This window comes from Enterococcus durans NBRC 100479 = LMG 10746 (genome assembly GCF_001544215.1).
Classification (GTDB): domain Bacteria; phylum Bacillota; class Bacilli; order Lactobacillales; family Enterococcaceae; genus Enterococcus_B; species Enterococcus_B durans.
In genome coordinates this window covers 19474-42601 of the sequence record NZ_BCQB01000017.1, presented here as the reverse complement: position 1 = coordinate 42601, position 23128 = coordinate 19474, and the positions used below count along the sequence as shown (strand labels likewise).

General features: G+C 39.6%; 33 protein-coding genes. 30 read left to right on the top strand and 3 right to left on the bottom strand.

Annotated features, from left to right (window positions below; all coding sequences use genetic code 11):
- Positions 1–108: 108 nt before the first annotated feature.
- The gene (locus ED2_RS06685; RefSeq protein ID WP_016177178.1) at positions 109–927 is read left to right on the top strand and encodes a purine-nucleoside phosphorylase; all 819 of its coding nucleotides are present in this window, start codon (positions 109–111) and stop codon (positions 925–927) included.
- Between the two features lie 19 nt (positions 928–946).
- Positions 947–1654 (top strand): purine-nucleoside phosphorylase, encoded by a 708-nt coding sequence (deoD, locus tag ED2_RS06680; RefSeq protein ID WP_016177179.1) that lies wholly within the window; start codon positions 947–949, stop codon positions 1652–1654.
- A gap of 68 nt (positions 1655–1722) precedes the next feature.
- Here deoD and gpmA read toward each other — a convergent pair whose 3' ends face one another.
- From gpmA to rpiA, 3 genes are all read right to left on the bottom strand, one after another.
- Positions 1723–2409, bottom strand: coding sequence for a 2,3-diphosphoglycerate-dependent phosphoglycerate mutase (gpmA, locus tag ED2_RS06675; RefSeq protein ID WP_016177180.1), 687 nt, complete (start codon positions 2407–2409; stop codon positions 1723–1725).
- A gap of 504 nt (positions 2410–2913) precedes the next feature.
- Positions 2914–3495, bottom strand: coding sequence for a recombinase family protein (locus ED2_RS06670; RefSeq protein WP_005880827.1), 582 nt, complete (start codon positions 3493–3495; stop codon positions 2914–2916).
- Between the two features lie 131 nt (positions 3496–3626).
- Positions 3627–4310 carry a ribose-5-phosphate isomerase RpiA gene (rpiA, locus tag ED2_RS06665; protein ID WP_016177181.1) on the bottom strand — a complete coding sequence of 228 codons (684 nt, stop codon included), beginning with the start codon at positions 4308–4310 and terminating at the stop codon, positions 3627–3629.
- A 312-nt stretch (positions 4311–4622) separates the two neighbouring features.
- Between rpiA and rpsL the strand changes: the two genes are divergently transcribed.
- The 28 genes from rpsL (at position 4623) to rplR (ending at position 23113) form a co-directional block, all read left to right on the top strand.
- Positions 4623–5036, top strand: coding sequence for a 30S ribosomal protein S12 (gene rpsL / locus ED2_RS06660; protein WP_002294318.1), 414 nt, complete (start codon positions 4623–4625; stop codon positions 5034–5036).
- Positions 5037–5125: 89 nt separating this feature from the next.
- Positions 5126–5596 (top strand): 30S ribosomal protein S7, encoded by a 471-nt coding sequence (rpsG, locus tag ED2_RS06655; protein WP_005880823.1) that lies wholly within the window; start codon positions 5126–5128, stop codon positions 5594–5596.
- A gap of 91 nt (positions 5597–5687) precedes the next feature.
- Positions 5688–7775: an elongation factor G gene (gene fusA / locus ED2_RS06650; RefSeq protein WP_005880821.1), complete on the top strand. Its 2088-nt coding sequence runs from the start codon at positions 5688–5690 to the stop codon at positions 7773–7775.
- A 174-nt stretch (positions 7776–7949) separates the two neighbouring features.
- Complete coding sequence (tuf, locus tag ED2_RS06645; protein WP_005880819.1) at positions 7950–9137, top strand: elongation factor Tu; 1188 nt, start codon at positions 7950–7952, stop codon at positions 9135–9137.
- A 190-nt stretch (positions 9138–9327) separates the two neighbouring features.
- The gene (locus ED2_RS06640) at positions 9328–10815 is read left to right on the top strand and encodes a BglG family transcription antiterminator (protein ID WP_060789729.1); all 1488 of its coding nucleotides are present in this window, start codon (positions 9328–9330) and stop codon (positions 10813–10815) included.
- On the top strand, positions 10799–11284 hold the full coding sequence (locus tag ED2_RS06635) for a PTS sugar transporter subunit IIA (RefSeq protein ID WP_016177183.1): 486 nt from the start codon (positions 10799–10801) through the stop codon (positions 11282–11284). The genes ED2_RS06640 and ED2_RS06635 overlap by 17 nt, the downstream gene beginning before the upstream one ends.
- 21 nt (positions 11285–11305) lie before the next feature.
- The gene (locus tag ED2_RS06630) at positions 11306–11620 is read left to right on the top strand and encodes a PTS fructose transporter subunit IIB (RefSeq protein ID WP_005880814.1); all 315 of its coding nucleotides are present in this window, start codon (positions 11306–11308) and stop codon (positions 11618–11620) included.
- A 14-nt stretch (positions 11621–11634) separates the two neighbouring features.
- Positions 11635–12714, top strand: coding sequence for a PTS fructose transporter subunit IIC (locus tag ED2_RS06625; protein ID WP_016177184.1), 1080 nt, complete (start codon positions 11635–11637; stop codon positions 12712–12714).
- A gap of 18 nt (positions 12715–12732) precedes the next feature.
- Positions 12733–13584: a class II fructose-bisphosphate aldolase gene (locus ED2_RS06620; protein ID WP_016177185.1), complete on the top strand. Its 852-nt coding sequence runs from the start codon at positions 12733–12735 to the stop codon at positions 13582–13584.
- Between the two features lie 16 nt (positions 13585–13600).
- Positions 13601–14500 carry a ketose-bisphosphate aldolase gene (locus ED2_RS06615; RefSeq protein WP_005880810.1) on the top strand — a complete coding sequence of 300 codons (900 nt, stop codon included), beginning with the start codon at positions 13601–13603 and terminating at the stop codon, positions 14498–14500.
- A 499-nt stretch (positions 14501–14999) separates the two neighbouring features.
- Entirely contained in the window at positions 15000–15308 is a 309-nt protein-coding gene (gene rpsJ, locus ED2_RS06610; protein ID WP_005880808.1) for a 30S ribosomal protein S10, read from the top strand.
- A 30-nt stretch (positions 15309–15338) separates the two neighbouring features.
- A complete protein-coding gene (gene rplC, locus ED2_RS06605) occupies positions 15339–15968 on the top strand; it encodes a 50S ribosomal protein L3 (protein ID WP_005880805.1) in 630 nt (209 codons plus the stop codon).
- A 27-nt stretch (positions 15969–15995) separates the two neighbouring features.
- A complete protein-coding gene (gene rplD / locus ED2_RS06600; protein WP_005880803.1) occupies positions 15996–16619 on the top strand; it encodes a 50S ribosomal protein L4 in 624 nt (207 codons plus the stop codon).
- Positions 16619–16909: a 50S ribosomal protein L23 gene (rplW, locus tag ED2_RS06595; protein WP_002290449.1), complete on the top strand. Its 291-nt coding sequence runs from the start codon at positions 16619–16621 to the stop codon at positions 16907–16909. Before rplD ends, rplW begins: the two co-directional genes overlap by 1 nt.
- 39 nt (positions 16910–16948) lie before the next feature.
- On the top strand, positions 16949–17782 hold the full coding sequence (gene rplB, locus ED2_RS06590) for a 50S ribosomal protein L2 (RefSeq protein ID WP_005880801.1): 834 nt from the start codon (positions 16949–16951) through the stop codon (positions 17780–17782).
- Positions 17783–17824: 42 nt separating this feature from the next.
- Positions 17825–18103, top strand: a complete 279-nt coding sequence (rpsS, locus tag ED2_RS06585) for a 30S ribosomal protein S19 (protein WP_002288655.1) — start codon at positions 17825–17827, stop codon at positions 18101–18103.
- Between the two features lie 22 nt (positions 18104–18125).
- Positions 18126–18473 carry a 50S ribosomal protein L22 gene (gene rplV, locus ED2_RS06580; RefSeq protein ID WP_002288657.1) on the top strand — a complete coding sequence of 116 codons (348 nt, stop codon included), beginning with the start codon at positions 18126–18128 and terminating at the stop codon, positions 18471–18473.
- Positions 18474–18486: 13 nt separating this feature from the next.
- Positions 18487–19143 (top strand): 30S ribosomal protein S3, encoded by a 657-nt coding sequence (rpsC, locus tag ED2_RS06575; RefSeq protein ID WP_005880799.1) that lies wholly within the window; start codon positions 18487–18489, stop codon positions 19141–19143.
- Between the two features lie 2 nt (positions 19144–19145).
- Positions 19146–19580 (top strand): 50S ribosomal protein L16, encoded by a 435-nt coding sequence (gene rplP / locus ED2_RS06570; protein ID WP_002288661.1) that lies wholly within the window; start codon positions 19146–19148, stop codon positions 19578–19580.
- Positions 19570–19758: a 50S ribosomal protein L29 gene (rpmC, locus tag ED2_RS06565; protein WP_002288664.1), complete on the top strand. Its 189-nt coding sequence runs from the start codon at positions 19570–19572 to the stop codon at positions 19756–19758. Before rplP ends, rpmC begins: the two co-directional genes overlap by 11 nt.
- A gap of 24 nt (positions 19759–19782) precedes the next feature.
- Positions 19783–20049 (top strand): 30S ribosomal protein S17, encoded by a 267-nt coding sequence (gene rpsQ, locus ED2_RS06560; protein WP_005880796.1) that lies wholly within the window; start codon positions 19783–19785, stop codon positions 20047–20049.
- A gap of 57 nt (positions 20050–20106) precedes the next feature.
- Positions 20107–20475, top strand: a complete 369-nt coding sequence (rplN, locus tag ED2_RS06555) for a 50S ribosomal protein L14 (protein ID WP_005880793.1) — start codon at positions 20107–20109, stop codon at positions 20473–20475.
- 36 nt (positions 20476–20511) lie between these two features.
- Positions 20512–20820, top strand: a complete 309-nt coding sequence (gene rplX, locus ED2_RS06550; RefSeq protein ID WP_060789728.1) for a 50S ribosomal protein L24 — start codon at positions 20512–20514, stop codon at positions 20818–20820.
- 28 nt (positions 20821–20848) lie between these two features.
- Complete coding sequence (gene rplE, locus ED2_RS06545; protein ID WP_005880790.1) at positions 20849–21388, top strand: 50S ribosomal protein L5; 540 nt, start codon at positions 20849–20851, stop codon at positions 21386–21388.
- Positions 21389–21406: 18 nt separating this feature from the next.
- Positions 21407–21592, top strand: coding sequence for a type Z 30S ribosomal protein S14 (locus ED2_RS06540; protein ID WP_002356214.1), 186 nt, complete (start codon positions 21407–21409; stop codon positions 21590–21592).
- Between the two features lie 35 nt (positions 21593–21627).
- The gene (rpsH, locus tag ED2_RS06535) at positions 21628–22026 is read left to right on the top strand and encodes a 30S ribosomal protein S8 (RefSeq protein WP_002288675.1); all 399 of its coding nucleotides are present in this window, start codon (positions 21628–21630) and stop codon (positions 22024–22026) included.
- 31 nt (positions 22027–22057) lie between these two features.
- Positions 22058–22594 (top strand): 50S ribosomal protein L6, encoded by a 537-nt coding sequence (gene rplF / locus ED2_RS06530; protein WP_005880749.1) that lies wholly within the window; start codon positions 22058–22060, stop codon positions 22592–22594.
- A gap of 162 nt (positions 22595–22756) precedes the next feature.
- Positions 22757–23113, top strand: coding sequence for a 50S ribosomal protein L18 (gene rplR / locus ED2_RS06525; RefSeq protein WP_005880747.1), 357 nt, complete (start codon positions 22757–22759; stop codon positions 23111–23113).
- Positions 23114–23128 lie beyond the last annotated feature (15 nt).

The following is a 23128-nucleotide window of genomic DNA, read 5'->3' as shown; positions in this document are numbered from 1 at the left end:
TAAATGATAAAAATCAGCTGTTGAGAATGTGGAGACCATTTGTTTGAACAAAAGGAAGAATTCTACAAATGATCAATAGAGAAAAATTTTTAAAATAGGAGAAAGTAAATGACCCAATTAAGCGAAATGTTACAAGAAACGACGCAATTTATTCAGTCAAAAGGAGTAAAAGAAATCGATTTTGGCTTGATCCTAGGTTCAGGATTAGGTGAATTAGCAGAGGAAATCGAAGAAGCTATCACGATTCCTTACAATCAGATTCCCTTCTTTCCAACATCAACAGTTGTTGGGCACGCAGGTCAACTTGTTTACGGCACGTTATCAGGAAAAAAAGTATTAGCGATGCAAGGACGTTTCCATTTTTATGAAGGCCATTCGATGCAGACAGTGACATATCCCGTTCGTGTCATGGCAGCATTAAAGGCACACTCAGTGATAGTCACAAATGCTTGTGGTGGGGTGAATGAATCTTTTGCTCCTGGCGATCTAATGGTGATTACCGATCATATCAATTTCACGAGCCAAAATCCATTGGTTGGACCAAATGATGATGAAATCGGTCCGCGCTTCCCGGATATGAGCGATGCGTACACAGCTAGCTATCGTGAAATCGCACAAAAAGCAGCGGAAAACTTAGCATTGAATCTAAAAGAAGGCGTATATATGGGATATTCTGGTCCAACTTATGAAACACCCGCAGAAATCCGGATGTCACGAACAATGGGGGCAGATGCTGTCGGTATGTCTACGGTTCCGGAAGTGATTGTAGCGGCACACAGTGGTTTGAAAGTATTAGGGATTTCATGTATTACGAATCTTGCAGCAGGAATGCAAGCAAATCTGAATCATGAAGAAGTAGTAGAAACTACACAACGTGTCAAACAATCTTTTAAAGCATTGATCAAAGAAGTATTAGTGTTACTATAAAACCAAAGGAGCAAGGAATATGAGTGTGCATATCGAAGCAAAACCGGGAGAAATCGCAGATAAGATCCTACTACCAGGAGATCCATTACGGGCAAAGTATATCGCTGAAACATTTTTAGAAAACCCTGTATGTTATAACGAGGTTCGTGGAATGCTTGGCTTTACAGGTACGTATAAAGGAGAACGAGTTTCTGTGCAAGGAACAGGAATGGGGATGCCTTCTGCAACGATCTATGCCCATGAACTGATCCATTCATATGATGTGAAGAAATTGATCCGAGTAGGGACTTGTGGCGCATTATCAAAAGATGTCCATGTTCGCGATTTAGTTTTGGCACAAGGAGCAGCTACTAGTTCTTCCATGATCGAAAAGAATTTCCAAGCATTTCATTTCCCACCAATCAGTGATTTCGATCTACTATTAAAGGCGTATGGACTAGCGAAGGATAAAGGGTATAGAACACATGTTGGCAACGTACTTTCAGAAGATACGTTTTATAAAGATGATCTGACTGAAACATTCAAATTAGCTGAACTAGGTGTTTTAGGTGTTGAGATGGAAGCAGCTGCCTTATATTATTTAGGTGCAAAATATCATGTTCAAACACTGGCGATCGTGACAGTCAGTGACCATTTGATTACTGGAGAAGAAACATCCGCAGAGGAACGCCAGACAACATTCAATGAAATGATCGAAGTTGGTTTGGAAACAGCGATTGCAAAATAAAAAGAAAAAAACCTTAGGGATCAACGGGTAAGTTGATTTCCTAAGGTTTTTTGACCTATAATTTTTGATTATAAGTAGTATTTTTTAGCAACTGTTAAATCATCGTTTAATTCATAAACAAGTGGTTGACCAGTTGGGATTTCAAGATCCATGATGTCTTCATCAGAGATTCCTTCAATGTGTTTTGCTAAAGCACGTAGAGAGTTACCGTGTGCAGCTACTAAAACAGTTTTGTTGTCTAGTAAAGCTGGAGCGATTTTGTCTTGCCAGAATGGTAAAGCACGTTCCAAAGTAACTTTTAAGTTTTCGCCACCAGGAATATCGCGTTTGTCTAACATTGCATAACGACGATCGTTTGTAGCAGAACCTTCGTCACTTTCGTCCATTAATGGAGGAAGAGTGTCGTATGAACGACGCCAGATGTGTACTTGGTCATCTCCGTATTTTTCAGCTGTTTCTTTTTTGTTCAAACCTTGTAACTTACCATAATGACGTTCGTTTAAGCGCCATGATTTGATTTGAGGAACCCATAATTGATCTGAGTATTCTAAAATCAAGTTACATGTTTTGATTGCACGAGTTAAAACAGAAGTATAAGCAACGTCAAATTCGATTCCAGCTTCTTTGATTTTGCGTCCGCCTTCTTTTGCTTCTTCGATTCCTTCTGGTGCTAAGTTTACGTCAGCCCAACCAGTAAATTGGTTTAATGCATTCCATTCACTAAGACCATGACGAGAAAAAACTAATTTTGGCATGTTTAGCTCTCCTTTAAGATAGGTTTTATTTCTGAAAATTTCAGTTCTGCTTTATTGTACAATTTTTTTGCCTAGATTTCCATTGAAAAATGAAGTTAGTTCCTTGAGAAAAGGATCAATAGAAGATAAAAGAACAAAAAACAGCGTAATACGCACTTTTTACATTTCGAATCACCTGATGAGAGATCCATTCGTAAACGAGGGTACCTTAAAAGAAAAACAACGAAATTTTATAGAAGTAAACAGGAAATAATAAGTACACCACATCATTGTTAGAACGAATTTTCTCTATGTTTACGAGTCTTTCCGAAAAAAAGGTCGCTACATAAAAAAGAAGTATCAGAACATCTTTTCATGTTCTTGATACTTCTTTTTTAGAGCAGAGTCTCTTGCCTCGGATAACTAGTGCTCATGATCACGGAACTAAGTCCGAGAATCCTTCAACCTCACTAAGTGGAGAGATTCATTTTTTCTATTTCAGTCAAAATGAGTTGGCACAATCAGTTAAGATAACTGCTGGATCTCTTTTTCTGGGAGGTTGATATATTTATAACACGTTCCGACTGATACGCCACATTTTGAAGAAATCAATTGAATCGTTTCTTTTTTCTCGTAGTAAAGTCTGCGGATTTTTTTGATTGTTTTTGGATCGATTTTTGGTCGTCCGCCAATTTTTCCTTTTTTACGTGCTTCGTCGAGGCCTACCAAAGTGCGTTCTTTGATCAATGAGCACTCCATAGTAGCTAAGCCTTCCATTAACTGAAAATAAATTTTTCCCATTGGTTCACGAGTATCGATTTCTTCGTGAAGACTGACAAGGTGTAACCCACGGTCTTTGAATAATTGCGTTAGTTCTGTTAATTGTCGGGTCGACTTTCCTAAACGATGCAGCTGGCAGATCACTAAAGTATCACCTTGGCGCATTTCTTTGATGACTTTTTCTAAACAAATGTTATCAGACATGGCATCCTTCGACTCATATGTCTCGTGAAAAATTTCTTGACAACCAAAATTAGAGAGTTGTTCAACCTGTGATGTTAGATCAACATCATTTATGGTTGTGCGTGCATAACCAATAATCTTCATGGTGATTCCTTTCTAGCAATGATTTTCTGACTATCTATGACAGTAAGAATGTAGCATAAAGTCTTTTAAAAAGATAGTTTTTTATGTTTGTTTAAACGCGTCGTTTTTTTACAGAAATCGTAAAAAAATTTCTATTTTTGAAAAGGGGTATCGGTCACTGTGACGCCTCCATCGGCACCGACGATGACTTTTGTCACCATACTCAAAAATAGTCCATGTTCGACTACACCAACGAGTTGGTCAAGATATGTTGCTAAGCTTTCAGGATCTTCAATGACATCAAGATGAAGGTCAATGATGTAATGGCCGCCGTCAGTGACTAAAGTTTCGCCAGTTTCAGTTGATCGGAGCACAGGATTGTAGCCTTTTTTTGTGAAGATACGCATCAATTGTTGTGAACCGTAGGGAATGACTTCTACAGGAAGAGGGAACTTGCCCAGTTTAGCCACCAGTTTCGATTCATCAACGATCCAAATGGTTTGTTTTGAATAAGTTGCTACGATTTTTTCGAAAAGAAGTGCTGCGCCGCCACCCTTGATTCCTTGGAAATCTTGGCTGATTTCATCCGCGCCGTCAATTGTCAAATCGACCTCTGTAACTTCATCAATACTCTTTAAAGGGATGCCGAGTGTTTCAGCTTGTTCTTTTGTTGCATTTGAAGTAGTTACACCAGTGATCTTCAATCCTTCTTCACGCATTCGACGGCCGATTTCTTCTACCATATAGTAGGCAGTTGAGCCTGTACCTAATCCGACGATCATTCCGTCTTTTACAAATTTTGCAGCTTCGATACCAGCTAATTGTTTTAGATTCATTTTTTGCTTCCACCTTTTTTTGAGTCTGATCTTTCATAGCTATTTTATATGGAAACCGTATAAAAAGATACCAAACATTTGGAGTATTTTGTTGGTTTGAAAAAAAAGTACAACACTAGTTGACATCCTTTTTTATTCATGATATTCTAACCAAGGTGCTTTATCTACAGGTCTCTATTTAAGAGGCGTGCTGACTGTTTATCAAAGCATATTTGATAAAGATGCATAGATTGCATTTATTTTTTATCGCAAAAAAAGAACCACCTGGATGTGTGGAACTAGACGCGAATAGTGGGAAGGAGGAAACAAGGAATGCCTACAATTAACCAATTAGTACGTAAACCTCGTAAATCAAAGGTGGAAAAATCAAATTCACCTGCTTTGAACAAAGGATATAACAGCTTTAAGAAAACTCAAACAAACGTGAACTCTCCTCAAAAACGTGGGGTAGCAACTCGTGTGGGTACTATGACACCTAAAAAACCGAACTCAGCTTTACGTAAATATGCTCGTGTTCGTTTGTCAAACTTAATTGAAGTTACTGCTTATATCCCAGGGATTGGTCACAACTTACAAGAACACAGCGTGGTACTATTACGCGGTGGACGTGTAAAAGACTTACCAGGGGTACGTTACCACATCGTTCGTGGCGCACTAGATACTGCTGGTGTAAACGATCGTAAACAAAGCCGTTCTAAATACGGTACTAAAAAACCTAAAGCTTAATTTTAATTATTAAACAAATGAAACTTGCTTCTACTTAATAAGTAGCGGAGCAATTACTATGAATATTATTTCGGAAGGAGGAGTTACGGATGCCACGTAAAGGTCCTGTTGCAAAACGTGATGTTTTACCAGATCCTATTTATAACTCAAAATTAGTAACTCGCTTGATCAACCGTGTAATGGTTGACGGAAAACGCGGTGTTGCAGCTAATATCATTTATAACGCCTTTAAGATTGTTGAAGAATCTACAGGTAACGACCCACTAGAAGTATTTGAACAAGCAATGAAAAATATCATGCCTGTTCTTGAAGTTAAAGCTCGTCGTGTTGGGGGTTCAAACTATCAAGTACCAGTTGAAGTTCGCCCTGAACGTCGTGTGACTTTAGCGCTTCGTTGGATTGTTAACTACGCTCGCTTGCGCGGTGAACATACAATGGAAGAACGCTTAGCAAAAGAAATCATGGATGCTGCAAACAACACTGGTGCTTCTGTTAAAAAACGTGAAGACACTCATAAAATGGCTGATGCCAACCGTGCGTTTGCTCACTATCGCTGGTAAGATCCTCTCTGCGTGGTCGGTTTTATACCGACCATCAGAAAGTATCCTTATTTTTAGCAACTAGATAGTAAAGAGAGGAGAAACAAGGAGAATGACCAGAGAATTTTCTTTACACAACACTCGTAATATTGGTATCATGGCCCACATCGATGCTGGTAAAACGACTGCTACTGAACGTATCTTGTACTATACTGGTAAAATCCATAAAATTGGTGAAACTCATGAAGGAGCTTCACAAATGGACTGGATGGAACAAGAACAAGAACGTGGGATTACGATCACTTCTGCTGCTACAACAGCACAATGGAAGGGTCACCGCATCAACATCATCGACACACCAGGACACGTAGACTTCACAGTTGAAGTTGAACGTTCATTACGTGTACTTGATGGTGCTGTAACAGTTCTTGATGCACAATCAGGTGTTGAACCTCAAACTGAAACAGTTTGGCGTCAAGCAACAACTTACGGTGTACCTCGTATCGTATTCGCAAACAAAATGGATAAAATCGGTGCTGATTTCTTATATTCAGTATCAACATTACATGATCGTTTACAAGCAAATGCTCATCCAATCCAATTACCAATCGGTGCGGAAGATGACTTTACAGGTATTATCGACCTTGTAACAATGAAAGCCGAAATCTATACAAATGACTTAGGGACTGAAATCGAAGAAAGAGAAATCCCTGAAGAATACCGTGAATTAGCGGAAGAATGGCGCGAAAAATTAGTGGAAGCTGTAGCTGAAACTGATGAAGATCTTACTTTGAAATACTTAGAAGGTGAAGAAATCACTGAAGCTGAGTTAAAAGAAGGAATCCGTCGTGCAACTCTTAACGTTGATTTCTACCCAGTATTATGTGGTTCAGCATTTAAGAACAAAGGGGTTCAATTATTATTGGACGCAGTTCTTGCTTACTTGCCATCACCGTTAGATATCCCTGCTATCAAAGGGATTGACCCTAAAACTGATGAAGAAGTTGAACGTCCAGCAGACGACAGCGCTCCTTTCTCAGCTTTAGCATTTAAAGTTATGACTGACCCATTCGTAGGTCGCTTAACTTTCTTCCGTGTGTACTCTGGTGTCTTGAAATCAGGTTCATACGTACAAAACGCTACAAAAGGCAAACGCGAACGCGTAGGTCGTATCTTACAGATGCATGCTAACTCACGTTCTGAAATCTCTGAAGTTTACGCTGGAGATATCGCAGCTGCAGTTGGTTTGAAAGATACAACTACTGGGGACACACTATGTGATGAAAAGAACCTAGTTATTCTTGAATCAATGGAATTCCCAGAACCAGTTATCCAAGTCGCTATTGAACCAAAATCAAAAGCTGACCAAGATAAAATGGGTGTCGCTTTGCAAAAACTATCTGAAGAAGATCCTACTTTCCGCGCTGAAACAAACGTTGAAACAGGCGAAACAATCATCGCTGGTATGGGTGAACTTCACTTAGACATCATCGTTGACCGTATGCGTCGTGAATTCAAAGTTGAAGCTAACGTAGGTGCTCCTCAAGTATCTTACCGTGAAACTTTCCGTTCTGGCACTCAAGCCGAAGGTAAGTTTGTACGTCAGTCTGGTGGTAAAGGTCAATACGGTCACGTATGGATTGAATTTACACCAAACGAAGAAGGCGCAGGCTTTGAATTTGAAAATGCGATCGTCGGTGGGGTTGTTCCACGTGAATACATTCCAGCTGTTGAAACTGGATTGAAAGATGCTATGGAAAATGGTGTCTTAGCTGGATATCCATTAGTTGATATCAAAGCTAAACTTTACGATGGTTCATACCATGATGTCGATTCAAATGAAACTGCCTTCCGTGTTGCTGCTTCTATGGCATTACGTGCAGCAGCTAAGAAAGCTAATCCAGTTATCCTTGAACCAATCATGGCTGTTGAAGTCGTTATCCCTGAAGATTACTTAGGTGATGTTATGGGACACGTTACTGCACGTCGTGGTCGCGTTGAAGGTATGGAAGCACGCGCTGGCGGACAACAAGTTGTTCGTGCGATGGTTCCACTTGCTGAAATGTTTGGTTATGCTACAACTCTTCGTTCAGCTACTCAAGGTCGTGGTACTTTCACTATGACATTTGACCACTACGAAGATGTACCAAAATCAGTTCAAGAAGAAATCATTAAGAAAAACGGCGGAAAAGCTGAATAATTTCTTAAAACCGGATCGTCCGTTTAACGGATTATCCAAAGAGACTATATTTTTAATATAGTTTCGTGTAAAATAATTATCGATGATATGGGCATGTGGGTGACCGTCTGGTTACCACATACCTATCAGACAAATAAAAAAAATTATATTGTATTTTTAGGAGGACATTTTAAAATGGCAAAAGAAAAATTTGACCGTTCTAAACCACACGTTAACATTGGTACTATCGGACACGTTGACCATGGTAAAACAACTTTAACAGCAGCAATCACAACAGTACTATCTAAGAAAAACGGCGGCCAAGCTATGGCTTACGATCAAATCGATGGTGCTCCAGAAGAACGCGAACGCGGAATCACAATCTCAACAGCTCACGTTGAATACGAAACTGACGCTCGTCACTACGCTCACGTTGACTGCCCAGGACACGCGGACTACGTTAAAAACATGATCACTGGTGCTGCACAAATGGACGGAGCTATCTTAGTAGTTTCTGCTGCTGATGGCCCTATGCCTCAAACTCGTGAACATATCCTATTATCTCGTCAAGTTGGTGTTCCTTACATCGTTGTATTCTTGAACAAAGTAGATATGGTCGATGACGAAGAATTACTAGAATTAGTTGAAATGGAAGTTCGTGACTTATTAACAGAATACGAATTCCCTGGTGACGATGTTCCTGTAATCGCTGGTTCAGCTTTGAAAGCTTTAGAAGGCGACGCTTCATACGAAGAAAAAATCCTTGAATTAATGGCTGCAGTTGACGAATATATCCCAACTCCAGAACGTGACAACGACAAACCATTCATGATGCCAGTTGAAGATGTATTCTCAATCACTGGTCGTGGTACTGTTGCTACAGGTCGTGTTGAACGTGGACAAGTTCGCGTTGGTGACGTTGTAGATATCGTTGGTATCGCAGAAGAAACAGCTCAAACAACAGTTACTGGTGTTGAAATGTTCCGTAAATTATTAGACTACGCTGAAGCTGGAGACAACATTGGTGCTTTACTACGTGGTGTTGCACGTGAAGACATCCAACGTGGACAAGTTTTAGCTAAACCAGGTACAATCACACCTCATACAAAATTCTCTGCAGAAGTATACGTGTTGACTAAAGAAGAAGGTGGACGTCATACTCCATTCTTCACTAACTACCGTCCACAATTCTACTTCCGTACAACTGACGTAACAGGTGTTGTTGAATTACCAGAAGGAACTGAAATGGTTATGCCTGGCGACAACGTAACAATGGAAGTTGAATTAATCCACCCAATCGCTATCGAAAATGGTACTAAATTCTCAATCCGTGAAGGCGGACGTACAGTTGGTGCCGGTGTCGTTACAGAAATCAAAGCTTAATTAGATTAAGCCTAAAAAGTTACATCTACTCGGACGTTGAAGTCTGGAATGAAAGATCTCTTGATCTTCATTCCAGGCTTTTTTTATTTTCTCGAAGAAGCTAAATGTTTCAACTGTCCAAATTAATGGACAGAACAAAAAATCAGATAAGAGGAATTTCGATTATAGTTATGGACAAGGGGGGAGTCAAATGCAGCTAAGTAGAAGAGAAAAAGAAATGATCGAGTGTTTTATCAAACATGGATTGACCCTTACAGCCCAAGAACTAGCTGGATTTGCGAATGTTTCCACTAAGACGATCTATCGGGCAATCAGAAAAATCAATGAGGCATCTAAACATGGAGATATCATTTTGGCAGAAGTCGGTAAAGGGTTCCGTTTAGATTATGCTAACTATTTAAAAGAAAATGTGAAGAATACTGAAAGCAGAAGTAGACAGGGACCTTTGGAAAGAAGAAATGAAATATTGTTAACTTTATTGTTCAAATCACCGAAAAAGTTATTGATCCATGAGTTGTTCCATCCTTATTACATCAGTGATCCAGTAATCAGTAATGATCTGAATAAAATCAGCTTGTTCTTGAAAGACAATGACCTGAAACTCAAGCGTCACGGACAGAGAGTAGGGATAGAAGGGACAGAACGAAATATTCGCAAAGTCGTCCACATGTTGTTGAGCTTCAATTTATTAGAGGATAAACAATCTTTCACAAATAACTACTCGACCAATTCATTTGATATCAACTTTATTACAACGATGCTGGAATATATTGAGCAACAATTGGTCAGCGGAATTGCGTATCCTTATGGGATGAATATCTTTTCACATATTTATATTTTATTGAAACGTTGTCGGGAAGGAAACATTCAATTAGAAGATGAATCTTGGTGCCTAGAAGAGGAAGACCAGAGAATCATTCAATACAATCAAGAACTATATGAGTTAGCACGTGTAGTGATGGATAAAATGGGGAATTATCTAAATATCTCTTTACCAGAAAGTGAGACATTTTATCTCTTTCAATACTTGGTGTCTTCTAGAGTAGAAAATGGCGCAATCAGCTATCAGAATCTATTCAGTGAGGCGAAAGAGATCACGCAATTTTTCTCTATGAATATGAGTCAACTAATGGGGATTGCTATTGATCAAGAATTGTATCAGCAAGATCTATATAACCATATCCAACCCCTATTGTACCGATTGAAACACCATATCATCATCAAAAACGATTTGTTGAATGATATCGAATCAGAATATACCCAAACATTCAAACAAGTAGCCTATGTCAGTCAAATGGTTCAACAAGTATTTCATACGAACCCTATCTCAAAAGATGAAATTGGCTTCTTGACCCTTTATTTTGTGAAATACAAAGAACTGATCCCTATAAAAAAAAGAGTGTTGATTATTTGCAGTAGCGGTGTCGGGACTTCTGAATTATTAAAAGTGAAAGTCAAAAAGGCATTTCCTGAATTAGAGATCATTGCTGTTGTATCTGCACGCCAGTATCAAAAAAATCAGACACAGTTTTCTAATATCGACTTGATTCTAACGACTGTCCATCTCACTATTTCTTCTGAAACACCGATGATTTTAGTGAATTCAGTATTTACGAAACAAGACGAAAATCGTGTGAAAGAGAAGTTAGGAGAGATAGAAAATGGGAGTGAAAAATGAAACAGAATTTAGTATTGCTGATGTGATCACCGAGGAGTTGATCTATCTAGAAATGAAAGCGAAAACAAAAGAAGAAGTAATTCGTGAATTGAGTGAATTACTAGAAAAAAACGGTAGTATCACGAATGTTGACGAGTTTTTAAAAGATGTCTTTCAACGTGAAAAAGAGGGGATGACAGGTATTGGAAATGGGTTAGCTATTCCCCATGGCAAATCCAAAAGTGTACTTAAAACATGCTTGGCAGTCGGTAAAGTTTCAACACCGATCAAGTGGGAAACATTAGATGATCAGCCAGTCCAAGTGATCATATTGTTTGCAGTTAAAGACACAGATGCAAACACCGTCCACATCAAATTATTGCAAAAGGTAGCCATGTTGTTAGCAGAAGAAACGTTTATTGACAACTTGATACATGCAACAACTAAAACAGAATTCATGGCTCTACTAGCAAAAGAGCCATCTGAATAATAAAAAAGGAGGAAAGTAAATATGAAGATTGTTGGAGTAGCCGCATGTACCTCAGGAATTGCCCATACGTATATCGCTAAGCAGAAACTAGAAAAAGCCGCTAAAAGTTTAGGGCATGAGGTCCACATTGAAACACAAGGAACGATTGGAACTGAAGATGAACTAACAGCAGAAGAAATCGCACAGGCAGACGTGGTGATCCTTGCTACAGATATAAAAATCGGGGGCAAAGAACGCTTCAGTGGAAAAAAGGTCATTGAAATACCAACGAGTATGGTGATCAAAGCACCTAAAGGATTGATAGCAAAAATCGAGACGGAAATCAATAAAACGTAAAGGGGAGAAGTGGAATGTTTCAGCGCTTACAATTAAAAAAGCATGCATTAACAGCTATTTCGTATATGTTGCCCATCGTGGTCACCGCTGGACTATTGATAGCAATCGGTAATTTGACTGGTGGAAAGGTCATAACAGATTATCAAGCAACCTATACTGTACCAGACGCTTTGGTTTCTTTAGGTGTATTAGGGATGGGGTTATTGGCGCCTGTTATCTCAGCGGCAATTGCTTATTCCATTGCTGATCGACCAGGAATTGGCCCAGGATTATTTATGGGATTGATTGCTAATGCCATTGGGGCAGGCTTTTTAGGTGGAATGTTAGGCGGGTATTTAGTCGGCTTTTTCGTTTTGTTTTTAGTGAAGCATGTAAAGGTACCGGCGTGGGCACAAGGATTGATGCCGATGATGATCGTTCCACTCGTTTCTACGCTGATCGTAGGACTGCTTTTGTTCTTTGTGGTGGGTATTCCGATTGTTTGGGCAACAGAAGCACTTACTGAATTTTTACGTGAGTTACAAGGTTCTGGAAAATTTTTATTTGGAGCAATCGTGGGTGGAATGGCAGCTTTTGACTTTGGTGGTCCAGTAAATAAAGTTGCTTCATTATTTGCGGATGGTTTATTGCTGGAAGGTGTGCAGGAACCGGAAGCGGTCAAAGTCCTTGCTTCGATGGTCCCACCATTTGGCGTCACCATCTCGTGGGTACTATCAAAAATAGCACGTCAGACAAAATATTCTAAGGAGGAAGAGGACAATATCAAATTAGCTTTTCCGATGGGGTTATGCATGATCACAGAGGGAGTGATCCCTATTGCAGCAGTTGATCCGATACGTGTGATGATTTCTTGTACGGTAGGAGCGGCGGTCGGTGGTGGTCTAAGTATGTCTTGGGGAGTTGGTTCTCCTGTTCCTTCGGGAGGCGTATTTATTATTCCAGCAATGAGTGATCCGTTGAAATTCACTCTAGCGTTGCTCATAGGCTCGGTTGTTTCAGGAATTTTGTTATTTGTACTGAAAAAAGCACCCGCTGCTAGCACATTAGCAGAAGAGGAAGAAGAAATCGATTTTTCTTCGATTAAAATATCCTAACGAGTAAAGGAGAATATCATGTATGTTTCAATGAAAGAAATGCTAAAAAAAGCAAATCGAGAAAACTATGCAGTTCTGGCGATCAATTGCTTTAATTTAGAAACTGCTCAAGCAACTATTCAGGCAGCTGAAGAGATGCATGCACCGATTATCATTGATTTACTACAAGATCATTTGAAAGAACATCTCAGCTATCTTTATCTAACAAAGCCGATCATCCGCATGGCAACAGCGGCAAAAGTGCCTGTGGCATTAAACTTGGATCATGGGCAAGATGTGGCTTTTGTAAAACAGTGCCTACATGAAGGGTTCTCTAGCGTCATGATGGATGCTTCGAGGTATGCGTTGCATAAGAATATCGAGATTACTAAAATGATTGTTCAGTTTGCGCAAACATATAATGCAAGCGTAGAAGCAGAAGTTAGCAATATGGGTGCTGTGAACGGCGATCAGTTTACCGATACTAAAATGTATACAGATCCTAAAGAAGCGATTCATTTTATTAATGAGACTGGTGTGGATTGTTTAGCCATTTCTTATGGGTCGAGCCATGGAGAGTATCCCAAAGACTATCAACCTAAGTTTCAGTTTGATATCATCAGCAAAATCAAAGAAGCAACCCATTTACCGCTTGTTTTACATGGGGGTTCAGGAGCAGGTGAGGCGGTGATCCTGCGTTCTGTCAAATTAGGTATCAATAAGATCAATGTTGGATCAGATTTTATGAAGGCTCAAAAAAACTCTCTTTTTCAACTATTAAAAGAAAATCAGACGATCGAGTATCCTGACTTGCTCCGTCAAGCATCCTTAGCAGGAAAAGAAGTAGTAAAAGTGTATATCGAACTTTCGGGTTCTAAAAATAAAGCATAAGAATGGAGATAAATAAATGTTAATCAATATGAATCAACTATTAGAAATTGCCAAAGAAAACCACTTTGCAGTAGGGGCATTCAATGTAGCAGACAGCAATTTCTTACGAGTAGTCATTGAAGCTGCTGAAGAAAACGATGCACCAGCGATTATCGCAGTCCATCCGACAGAATTAGATTTTACCAAAGATGAGTTTTTCCAGTATGCAGTTAGACGAGTGAAAAATAGTCCAGTTCCATTTGTTATCCATATGGATCATGGCGATAATCTAGCCAGTATTATGCGGGCGATCCATTGTGGGTTCAGCTCAGTCATGATCGATGGTTCCTTGTTGCCGTTTGAAGAAAATATTGCTGTGACGAAAGAGGTCGTGGATATTTGCCATAAAATAGGTGTTTCGGTTGAAGGGGAGCTAGGAACGATTGGGAATACAGGAACTTCAGTCGAAGGGGGTGTCTCAAAGGTCACCTATACAAAACCGGAAGATGCAGAAGAGTTTATTGCGCGTACAGGCATTGATACTCTGGCAGTGGCGATTGGCACAGCGCATGGTATCTATCCTAAAGATGTCAAGCCAGAATTGAAGATGGATATCCTTGAACAAATCAAAGAAAAAGTAGCAATCCCGTTAGTCTTGCATGGTGGATCAGCAAATCCAGATGAAGAGATCGAAAAAGCGGTGCAGATCGGTATCCAAAAAGTAAATATCTCCTCTGATTATAAATATGCGTTTTATAAAAAATGCCGTGAGATACTTGCTTCAACAGAGCTATGGGATCCAAATGCCATCTATCCAGAATGTATTGAAGAGGCGAAGAAAGTGGTTAAACAAAAAATGACGCTTTTCCACTCCATTGGGCAAGCGCAACTCTATCGCCAAGCGAATATCAAACCTTGGCGCCAAGAACTGAATTAGCAGACGACCGAGTTGATCCTAGTACTGGCTTTCCTACTAATTAACGAAGAGGTTGGGACAGAAGTGTTTAACTCCGAGAAATAAGAAGAAATTCACGAAAATTGCTTTTCAAATTTTTGTGAATTTTGGCTTATTTCCGAAGGAGTTGCTTCTGCTCCCACCGTTTATTCGTTTTTAAAGAATGAGACAAAAGTGTTTCTTACTTTTGTCCCACTCTCTTTTTAGATAATACTATATTTTAGTAGAAACGTGCCTAAATGAAAACTTATGAAAACAAATTAGTATTTACAGGAAAAAAGCCTTGCTTTGTGGATTTAGATATATTATAATTACAAAGGTGCGTTTACCAAACGTAAACGACACGGACGTAATCAAGTTGATTTCGTCGGCTAAGAAACGAGAGGTTGCGACACGCCTGGACGCTTTGCCACGAACGAGCGTGACGGAAATTTTCGTGGAGCTATGTCTACTTTTCAAAATAGACGAAGGAGGGAACAAGATGGCAAAACAAAAAATTCGTATCCGTTTAAAAGCGTATGAACACCGTATTTTGGATCAATCTGCGGATAAAATCGTGGAAACTGCAAAAAGAACTGGAGCTAGCGTGTCTGGTCCAATTCCATTACCAACTGAACGCAGTCTTTACACAGTTATTCGTGCGACTCATAAATACAAAGATTCACGCGAACAATTCGAAATGCGTACACACAAACGTCTTATCGACATTGTGAACCCAACACCAAAAACTGTTGATGCTTTGATGAAGCTAGACTTACCATCTGGTGTTAACATCGAAATCAAACTATAAAACTAAAATAAAATTAATGGAGGTGTACTCATGACCAAAGGAATCTTAGGGAAAAAAGTGGGAATGACACAAATCTTCACTGAATCTGGCGAACTAATTCCAGTAACTGTTGTAGAAGCTACTCCAAACGTAGTACTACAAGTTAAAACAATGGAAACTGATGGCTACGAAGCTATTCAAGTTGGTTACCAAGATATGCGTGAAGTTTTATCAAACAAACCTGCGAAAGGTCATGTTGCAAAAGCAAACACGACTCCTAAGCGCTTCATTCGTGAATTCAAAAATGTTGAGCTAGGAGAATATGAAGTAGGAAAAGAAATTACAGTAGATGTTTTCCAAGCAGGAGACATTATTGATGTAACAGGTACTACGAAAGGTAAAGGATTCCAAGGGGTTATCAAACGTCACGGCCAAAGCCGCGGACCAATGGCTCACGGTTCTCGTTACCATCGTCGTCCTGGGTCAATGGGCCCAGTTGCACCTAACCGTGTATTCAAAAACAAACGTCTTGCTGGCCGTATGGGTGGCAACCGCGTAACAATCCAAAACTTGGAAGTTGTTCGCGTTGATGCAGAAAGAAACGTAATCTTGATCAAAGGAAACGTTCCTGGAGCTAAAAAATCATTAATCACTATCAAATCAGCTGTGAAAGCTAAATAATAGTAGGAAGAAAGGAGGAACTAAGGAATGCCGAATGTAGCATTATTCAAACAAGATGGAAGCCAAAACGGTGAAATCACACTTAACGAAGAAATCTTCGGAATTGAACCAAATGAAAGTGTTGTTTACGATGCAATCGTTATGCAACGTGCGTCATTAAGACAAGGAACACATGCGGTTAAAAACCGTAGCGCTGTTCGAGGCGGTGGACGCAAACCATGGCGTCAAAAAGGAACTGGTCGTGCTCGTCAAGGATCAATCCGCTCACCACAATGGCGTGGAGGTGGAGTAGTCTTCGGACCAACACCACGTTCTTACAGCTACAAACTTCCTAAAAAAGTTCGTCGTTTAGCAATGAAATCTGTTTTATCAGAAAAAGTTGCTGAAAATAACTTGGTAGCAATCGAAGGTTTAAGCTTCGACGCACCAAAAACAAAAGAATTCAAACAAGTTCTTGCTAACTTATCTATTGACTCTAAAGTATTGGTTGTTCTTGAAACAGGTAACGACTTTGCTGCTTTATCAGCACGTAACTTATCAAACGTTTCTGTAGTAACTTCTGATAACGTTAGTGTTCTAGATGTTGTTTCAAGTACAAAAGTGTTAGCAACACAAACTGCTCTTACTCAAATTGAGGAGGTGCTTGCATAATGAACTTACTAGACGTAATCAAACGCCCAGTGATCACTGAAAAATCAATGCTTGCCATGGATGACAAGAAATATACTTTTGAAGTGGACACTCGCGCAAACAAAACTTTAGTAAAACAAGCGGTTGAAGCTGCTTTTGACGTTAAAGTCAAAAACGTGAACATCGTGAACGTACGTGCGAAATTCAAACGTATGGGCAAATATGCAGGTTATACAAAAAAACGTCGCAAAGCGATCGTTACATTAACCGAAGATTCAAAAGAAATCCAATTATTCGAAGCTGCTGAATAAGCACTTACTAGATAACTCATTAAATTAGGAGGGAAAAACGTGGCGATTAAAAAGTACAAACCTACCTCAAATGGTCGTCGTAACATGACAGGTTCTGATTTTGCTGAAATAACAACATCAACACCTGAAAAATCATTGTTACAACCATTGAAAAACCATGCTGGACGTAATAACAACGGCCGCATCACTGTACGTCACCAAGGTGGCGGACATAAACGCCAATATCGCGTGATCGACTTCAAACGTAACAAAGATAACGTTGTTGCAACTGTTCAAACGATCGAATATGATCCAAACCGTTCAGCTAACATCGCGTTAGTACACTATGAAGATGGAGTGAAAGCTTACATCTTAGCACCAAAAGGACTACAAGTTGGAATGAAACTTGTTTCAGGTCCAGAAGCAGATATCAAAATCGGAAATACTCTTCCTTTAGAAAATATTCCAGTTGGTACTGTTATCCACAATATTGAAATGAAACCTGGTAAAGGTGGACAATTGATCCGTTCTGCTGGTACAAGTGCTCAAGTACTTGGTAAAGAAGGCAAATACGTATTGATCCGCTTGAACTCTGGTGAAGTTCGTATGATCTTAGCTGCTTGCCGCGCTACAATCGGTTCAGTAGGTAACGAACAACATGAACTTATCAATATCGGTAAAGCAGGACGCTCTCGTTGGATGCGCAAACGCCCAACTGTACGTGGTAGCGTAATGAACCCTAATGATCACCCACACGGTGGTGGTGAAGGTAAAGCTCCTATCGGACGTAAAGCACCAGTTTCTCCTTGGGGTCAACCAGCTCTTGGTTACAAAACTCGTAACAAAAAAGCACAATCAGACAAACTTATCGTTCGTCGTCGTAAAACTAAATAATTACTTTGACCATGTGTCGCACATTTTGAGAGGAGGTTCACCATGGGTCGTAGTTTAAAGAAAGGACCTTTCGTTGATGAGCATTTAATGAAAAAAGTTGAAGCTCAAGCAGGGGTTGAAAAGAAAAAAGTTATCAAAACTTGGTCTCGTCGTTCGACAGTATTCCCAAGTTTTGTTGGATATACCATCGCAGTATACGATGGACGTAAACACGTACCAGTTTACATCCAAGAAGATATGGTAGGACACAAATTAGGTGAATTTGCACCAACAAGAACTTATCGTGGCCATGCCGCAGACGATAAGAAAACTAAACGCTAATTTGAGGGGAGGATAAAACCAAATGGCAGAACAAATCACATCAGCTAAAGCAACTGCAAAAACAGTTCGCACTTCACCTCGAAAAGCCCGTTTAGTAATTGACCTTATCAGAGGTAAAAGTGTTGCGGATGCAATTTCAATCTTGAAATTCACACCAAACAAATCTGCTGGAATCATTGAAAAAGTATTGATGTCAGCAGTTGCGAATGCAGAAAATAATTTTGACTTAGATGTTGAAAACTTGGTAGTATCTGAAGCATTTGTTAACGAAGGACCAACAATGAAACGTTTCCGTCCACGTGCAAAAGGATCAGCTTCTCCAATCAACAAACGTACAAGTCATATCACGGTAGTCGTATCAGAAAAATAAGGAGGGATAATCAGTGGGTCAAAAAGTACATCCAATTGGAATGCGTGTAGGCATCATCCGCGACTGGGATGCAAAATGGTATGCTGAAAAAGAGTATGCAGAGTTCTTACACGAAGATCTAAGAATCCGTAAATTTATTTCAACTAAACTTGCTGATGCTGCTGTATCAACAATTGAAATCGAACGTGCTACAGGCCGTGTTAACATTTCAATTCACACAGCAAAACCAGGTATGGTTATTGGTAAAGGCGGATCTGAAGTCGAAAACCTAAGAAAAGAATTAAACAAACTAACTGGTAAAAGAATCCATATCAACATCGTGGAAATCAAAAAACCAGATCTAGATGCAAAATTAGTAGGTGAAGGAATCGCACGTCAATTAGAAAACCGTGTTGCTTTCCGTCGCGCTCAAAAACAAGCCATCCAACGTTCAATGCGTTCTGGCGCTAAAGGAATCAAAACTCAAGTATCTGGACGTCTAAACGGAGCAGATATCGCTCGTTCAGAAGGATACTCAGAAGGAACTGTTCCTCTTCATACTTTACGTGCGGACATTGATTACGCATGGGAAGAAGCAGATACAACATACGGAAAACTAGGAGTTAAAGTGTGGATCTATCGTGGAGAAATTCTTCCAACTAAAAAAAACACTGAGAAAGGAGGGAAATAATCATGTTAGTACCTAAACGTGTAAAACACCGTCGTGAATTCCGCGGAAAAATGCGCGGGGAAGCTAAAGGTGGTAAAGAAGTAGCATTCGGTGAATACGGTTTGCAAGCTGTTGATTCACATTGGATCACTAACCGCCAAATCGAAGCTGCTCGTATCGCAATGACTCGTTACATGAAACGTGGTGGGAAAGTATGGATTAAAATTTTCCCTCACAAATCTTATACTGCCAAAGCAATTGGGGTACGTATGGGTTCTGGTAAAGGGGCACCTGAAGGATGGGTTGCACCAGTAAAACGTGGTAAAATCATGTTTGAAATCGCAGGCGTTCCTGAAGAAGTGGCTCGTGAAGCGTTACGTCTAGCTTCTCACAAATTACCAATGAAAACTAAGATTGTAAAACGTGAGGAAATGGGTGGTGAATCGAATGAAGGTTAAAGAAATCAGAGAATTAACCACTGCCGAAATGCTTGATCAAGAAAAACAATTAAAAGAAGAATTGTTTAATCTTAGATTCCAATTAGCAACAGGTCAATTAGAAAACACTGCACGTATTAAAGAAGTACGTAAATCGATTGCACGCATCAAAACTGTGTTGCGTGAACAAGCTAAGTAATTATGGAAGGAGGCCATTAAGCGTATGACTGAAGAAAGAAATCAACGCAAAGTTTATCAAGGTCGTGTGGTTTCAGACAAAATGGATAAAACAATTACCGTTGCTGTCGAAACAAAGAAAAACCACCCTATCTATGGCAAACGCATGAACTATTCTAAGAAATACAAAGTACATGATGAAAACAACACAGCAAAAGTTGGCGACATCGTGAAAATTATGGAAACTCGTCCATTATCAGCTACAAAACGTTTCCGTTTGTTGGAAGTAGTCGAAGAAGCAGTTATTATCTAATAACACGAGATTTTCCTATATAGATTGAATGCAAAATCTGAAAGGAGGATACACAACGTGATCCAAGCAGAAAGTCGTTTAAAAGTCGCTGATAACTCAGGCGCACGTGAAATATTGACGATCAAAGTCCTTGGTGGTTCTGGTCGTAAAACTGCTAGTATCGGTGACGTGATCGTAGCTACGGTTAAACAAGCAACGCCAGGTGGGGTTGTCAAAAAAGGTGACGTCGTAAAAGCCGTTATCGTTCGAACAAAATCAGGAGCTCGTCGTACAGACGGTTCATATATTAAATTTGATGAAAATGCTGCAGTGATTATTCGTGATGATAAAAGCCCTCGTGGAACACGTATCTTTGGGCCAGTTGCACGTGAACTACGTGAAAACAACTTCATGAAGATCGTTTCACTAGCACCAGAAGTTTTATAATTTTGAGACACTTATCAAAGGAGGTGCGAAACAGTTATGTTTGTTAAAAAAGGCGATAAAGTTAAAGTTATCACTGGAAAAGACAAAAATAAAGAAGGCGTTGTATTATCAGCGTTTCCTAAAAAAGATAAAGTCATTGTCGAAGGTGTAAATGTTGTTAGAAAACACCAAAAACCTTCTCAAGCTGCTCCTCAAGGTGGAATCGTTGAGATGGAAGCTCCAATTCATGTTTCTAACGTGCTGGTGATCGACTCTACTGGCGTAGCTGGCCGAGTTGGCTATAAAGAAGTAGATGGCAAAAAAGTCCGAGTTTCTAAAAAAACCGGTGAAGTTTTAGATAAATAATAAGTTTAAGGAAGGAGGGTCTTACTGAATGAACCGCCTAAAAGAAAAATATCTTAAAGAAGTAACTCCATCATTGATGGAAAAATTTGACTATAGCTCTGTTATGCAAACACCTAAAGTTGAAAAAATCGTCATCAACATGGGTGTTGGTGATGCGGTATCAAACGCTAAAAACTTAGATAAAGCAGTTGAAGAATTAACTTTGATCACTGGACAAAAACCAATGATTACAAAAGCTAAAAAATCAATCGCTGGATTCCGTTTACGTGAAGGAATGCCAATTGGTGCAAAAGTTACATTGCGCGGAGAAAGAATGTACGAATTCTTAGACAAATTGGTTTCAGTTTCTCTACCACGTGTACGTGACTTCCATGGTGTAAGTAAAAAAGCCTTTGACGGTCGTGGAAACTATACTTTAGGTATTAAAGAACAATTGATCTTCCCAGAAGTAGATTATGATTTAGTAGATAAAGTACGTGGTATGGACATCGTTATTGTAACGACAGCTAACTCAGATGAAGAATCTCGTGAGTTGTTGACACAATTAGGCATGCCATTCCAAAAATAATTAAAGGAGGCGAACTACGTGGCTAAAAAATCAATGATTGCTAAAAACAAACGTCCTGCAAAACATTCAACACAAGCTTATACTCGTTGCGAACGTTGCGGACGTCCACATTCAGTTTATCGTAAGTTCCATCTTTGCCGTATTTGCTTCCGCGAACTTGCCTATAAAGGTCAAATTCCCGGCGTGAAGAAAGCTAGCTGGTAAAAAGTAAATTCGCATAAGAAGGAGGTAAAAGATCAATGGTCATGACAGATCCAATTGCAGATTTTCTAACTCGTATCCGTAACGCAAACATGGTTAAACATGAGTCTTTAGAAGTTCCTGCATCAAAAATTAAACGTGACATCGCTGAAATCTTGAAACGTGAAGGTTTCGTTCGTGATGTTGAATATATCGAAGATGACAAACAAGGCGTGATCCGTGTTTTCCTAAAATTTGGTAAAAACGGCGAACGTGTTATCACAAACTTAAAACGTATCTCTAAACCAGGTTTGCGTGCTTATGTCAAAGCTGACGAAGTACCAAAAGTATTGAACGGTTTAGGTATCGCAATCATTTCGACTTCTGAAGGTGTTGTCACTGATAAAGAAGCTCGTGAAAAAAATATTGGCGGCGAAGTTATCGCTTACGTATGGTAATCAAGTAGAATCTACAAGGAGGTGTCTTTAAGTGAGCCGTATTGGAAATAAAGTCGTTGTAATCCCTGAAGGAGTAACTGTTACTCAAGATGGAAACAACGTTACAGTTAAAGGACCAAAAGGTGAATTAACACGTACTTTCTCTTCAGATATCACAATGAATATCGAAGGAAACGAAGTGACATTCACTCGTCCGAACGACAGTAAAGAAATGAAAACAATTCATGGAACAACTCGTGCCAACTTCAACAACATGGTTGTAGGTGTCAGCGAAGGATTCCAAAAAGCGTTAGAATTGATCGGGGTTGGGTACCGTGCACAATTACAAGGATCAAAACTTGTATTGAACGTTGGTTACTCACATCCAGTCGAAATCACACCACCAGCTGGAGTAACTGTTGAAGTACCAGCAAATACACAAGTAATTGTTAAAGGTGCGAACAAAGAAGAAGTTGGCGAATTAGCTGCGAACATCCGTGGAACTCGTCCTCCAGAACCTTATAAAGGTAAAGGTATTCGTTATGTTGGCGAATATGTACGCCGTAAAGAAGGTAAAACTGGTAAATAATAGTTTTGAAAATTGCATAGAAGCCAGCAGCAGGAAAAAAATATTTTGCAGAAGTTTTTCTTCGATCAAAAGAAATTTTGCTTGTGCCGCAGCTTCTATTTTTCGGGACTTTCAGTTTATTGCTTGATCAAGCAATACAATAAAATTAAAGAGGTGACAATTGTGATTACAAAACCAGATAAGAACAAAACACGTCAAAAGAGACATCGTCGTGTACGTAACAATATCTCTGGTACTGCTGAGCGCCCACGCTTGAACGTTTTTCGTTCTAACAAAAACATCTACGCTCAAATTATTGATGACGTAGCGGGTGTAACGCTAGCAAGTGCCTCTACCTTGGATAAAGAAATTTCAGGTGGAACAAAAACAGAAGCAGCACAAGCTGTCGGTAAATTGGTTGCTGAACGCGCAACTGAAAAAGGCATTAAAGTAGTAGTCTTTGACCGTGGTGGATACCTTTACCATGGCCGTGTGCAAGCTTTAGCTGAAGCTGCTCGCGAAAATGGACTAGAATTTTAGAAGAAGGAGGAATAC

Bases quoted from the DNA above. Each gene is read 5' to 3' on its own strand.
- rpsJ (WP_005880808.1), top strand. From the start codon at position 15,000: ATGGCAAAACAAAAAATTCGTATCCGTTTAAAAGCGTATGAACACCGT.
- ED2_RS06615 (WP_005880810.1), top strand. From the start codon at position 13,601: ATGTTAATCAATATGAATCAACTATTAGAAATTGCCAAAGAAAACCAC.
- rpmC (WP_002288664.1), top strand. From the start codon at position 19,570: ATGAAGGTTAAAGAAATCAGAGAATTAACCACTGCCGAAATGCTTGAT.
- rpsQ (WP_005880796.1), top strand. From the start codon at position 19,783: ATGACTGAAGAAAGAAATCAACGCAAAGTTTATCAAGGTCGTGTGGTT.
- ED2_RS06670 (WP_005880827.1), bottom strand. From the start codon at position 3,495: ATGAAGATTATTGGTTATGCACGCACAACCATAAATGATGTTGATCTA.
- fusA (WP_005880821.1), top strand. From the start codon at position 5,688: ATGACCAGAGAATTTTCTTTACACAACACTCGTAATATTGGTATCATG.
- rpsL (WP_002294318.1), top strand. From the start codon at position 4,623: ATGCCTACAATTAACCAATTAGTACGTAAACCTCGTAAATCAAAGGTG.
- rplX (WP_060789728.1), top strand. From the start codon at position 20,512: ATGTTTGTTAAAAAAGGCGATAAAGTTAAAGTTATCACTGGAAAAGAC.
- rplE (WP_005880790.1), top strand. From the start codon at position 20,849: ATGAACCGCCTAAAAGAAAAATATCTTAAAGAAGTAACTCCATCATTG.
- ED2_RS06620 (WP_016177185.1), top strand. From the start codon at position 12,733: ATGTATGTTTCAATGAAAGAAATGCTAAAAAAAGCAAATCGAGAAAAC.
- rpsH (WP_002288675.1), top strand. From the start codon at position 21,628: ATGGTCATGACAGATCCAATTGCAGATTTTCTAACTCGTATCCGTAAC.
- ED2_RS06635 (WP_016177183.1), top strand. From the start codon at position 10,799: ATGGGAGTGAAAAATGAAACAGAATTTAGTATTGCTGATGTGATCACC.
- rplD (WP_005880803.1), top strand. From the start codon at position 15,996: ATGCCGAATGTAGCATTATTCAAACAAGATGGAAGCCAAAACGGTGAA.
- rplV (WP_002288657.1), top strand. From the start codon at position 18,126: ATGGCAGAACAAATCACATCAGCTAAAGCAACTGCAAAAACAGTTCGC.
- ED2_RS06630 (WP_005880814.1), top strand. From the start codon at position 11,306: ATGAAGATTGTTGGAGTAGCCGCATGTACCTCAGGAATTGCCCATACG.
- rplP (WP_002288661.1), top strand. From the start codon at position 19,146: ATGTTAGTACCTAAACGTGTAAAACACCGTCGTGAATTCCGCGGAAAA.
- rpsS (WP_002288655.1), top strand. From the start codon at position 17,825: ATGGGTCGTAGTTTAAAGAAAGGACCTTTCGTTGATGAGCATTTAATG.
- ED2_RS06685 (WP_016177178.1), top strand. From the start codon at position 109: ATGACCCAATTAAGCGAAATGTTACAAGAAACGACGCAATTTATTCAG.
- rplC (WP_005880805.1), top strand. From the start codon at position 15,339: ATGACCAAAGGAATCTTAGGGAAAAAAGTGGGAATGACACAAATCTTC.
- rplW (WP_002290449.1), top strand. From the start codon at position 16,619: ATGAACTTACTAGACGTAATCAAACGCCCAGTGATCACTGAAAAATCA.
- deoD (WP_016177179.1), top strand. From the start codon at position 947: ATGAGTGTGCATATCGAAGCAAAACCGGGAGAAATCGCAGATAAGATC.
- rpsG (WP_005880823.1), top strand. From the start codon at position 5,126: ATGCCACGTAAAGGTCCTGTTGCAAAACGTGATGTTTTACCAGATCCT.
- gpmA (WP_016177180.1), bottom strand. From the start codon at position 2,409: ATGCCAAAATTAGTTTTTTCTCGTCATGGTCTTAGTGAATGGAATGCA.
- tuf (WP_005880819.1), top strand. From the start codon at position 7,950: ATGGCAAAAGAAAAATTTGACCGTTCTAAACCACACGTTAACATTGGT.
- ED2_RS06625 (WP_016177184.1), top strand. From the start codon at position 11,635: ATGTTTCAGCGCTTACAATTAAAAAAGCATGCATTAACAGCTATTTCG.
- ED2_RS06640 (WP_060789729.1), top strand. From the start codon at position 9,328: ATGCAGCTAAGTAGAAGAGAAAAAGAAATGATCGAGTGTTTTATCAAA.
- rpiA (WP_016177181.1), bottom strand. From the start codon at position 4,310: ATGAATCTAAAACAATTAGCTGGTATCGAAGCTGCAAAATTTGTAAAA.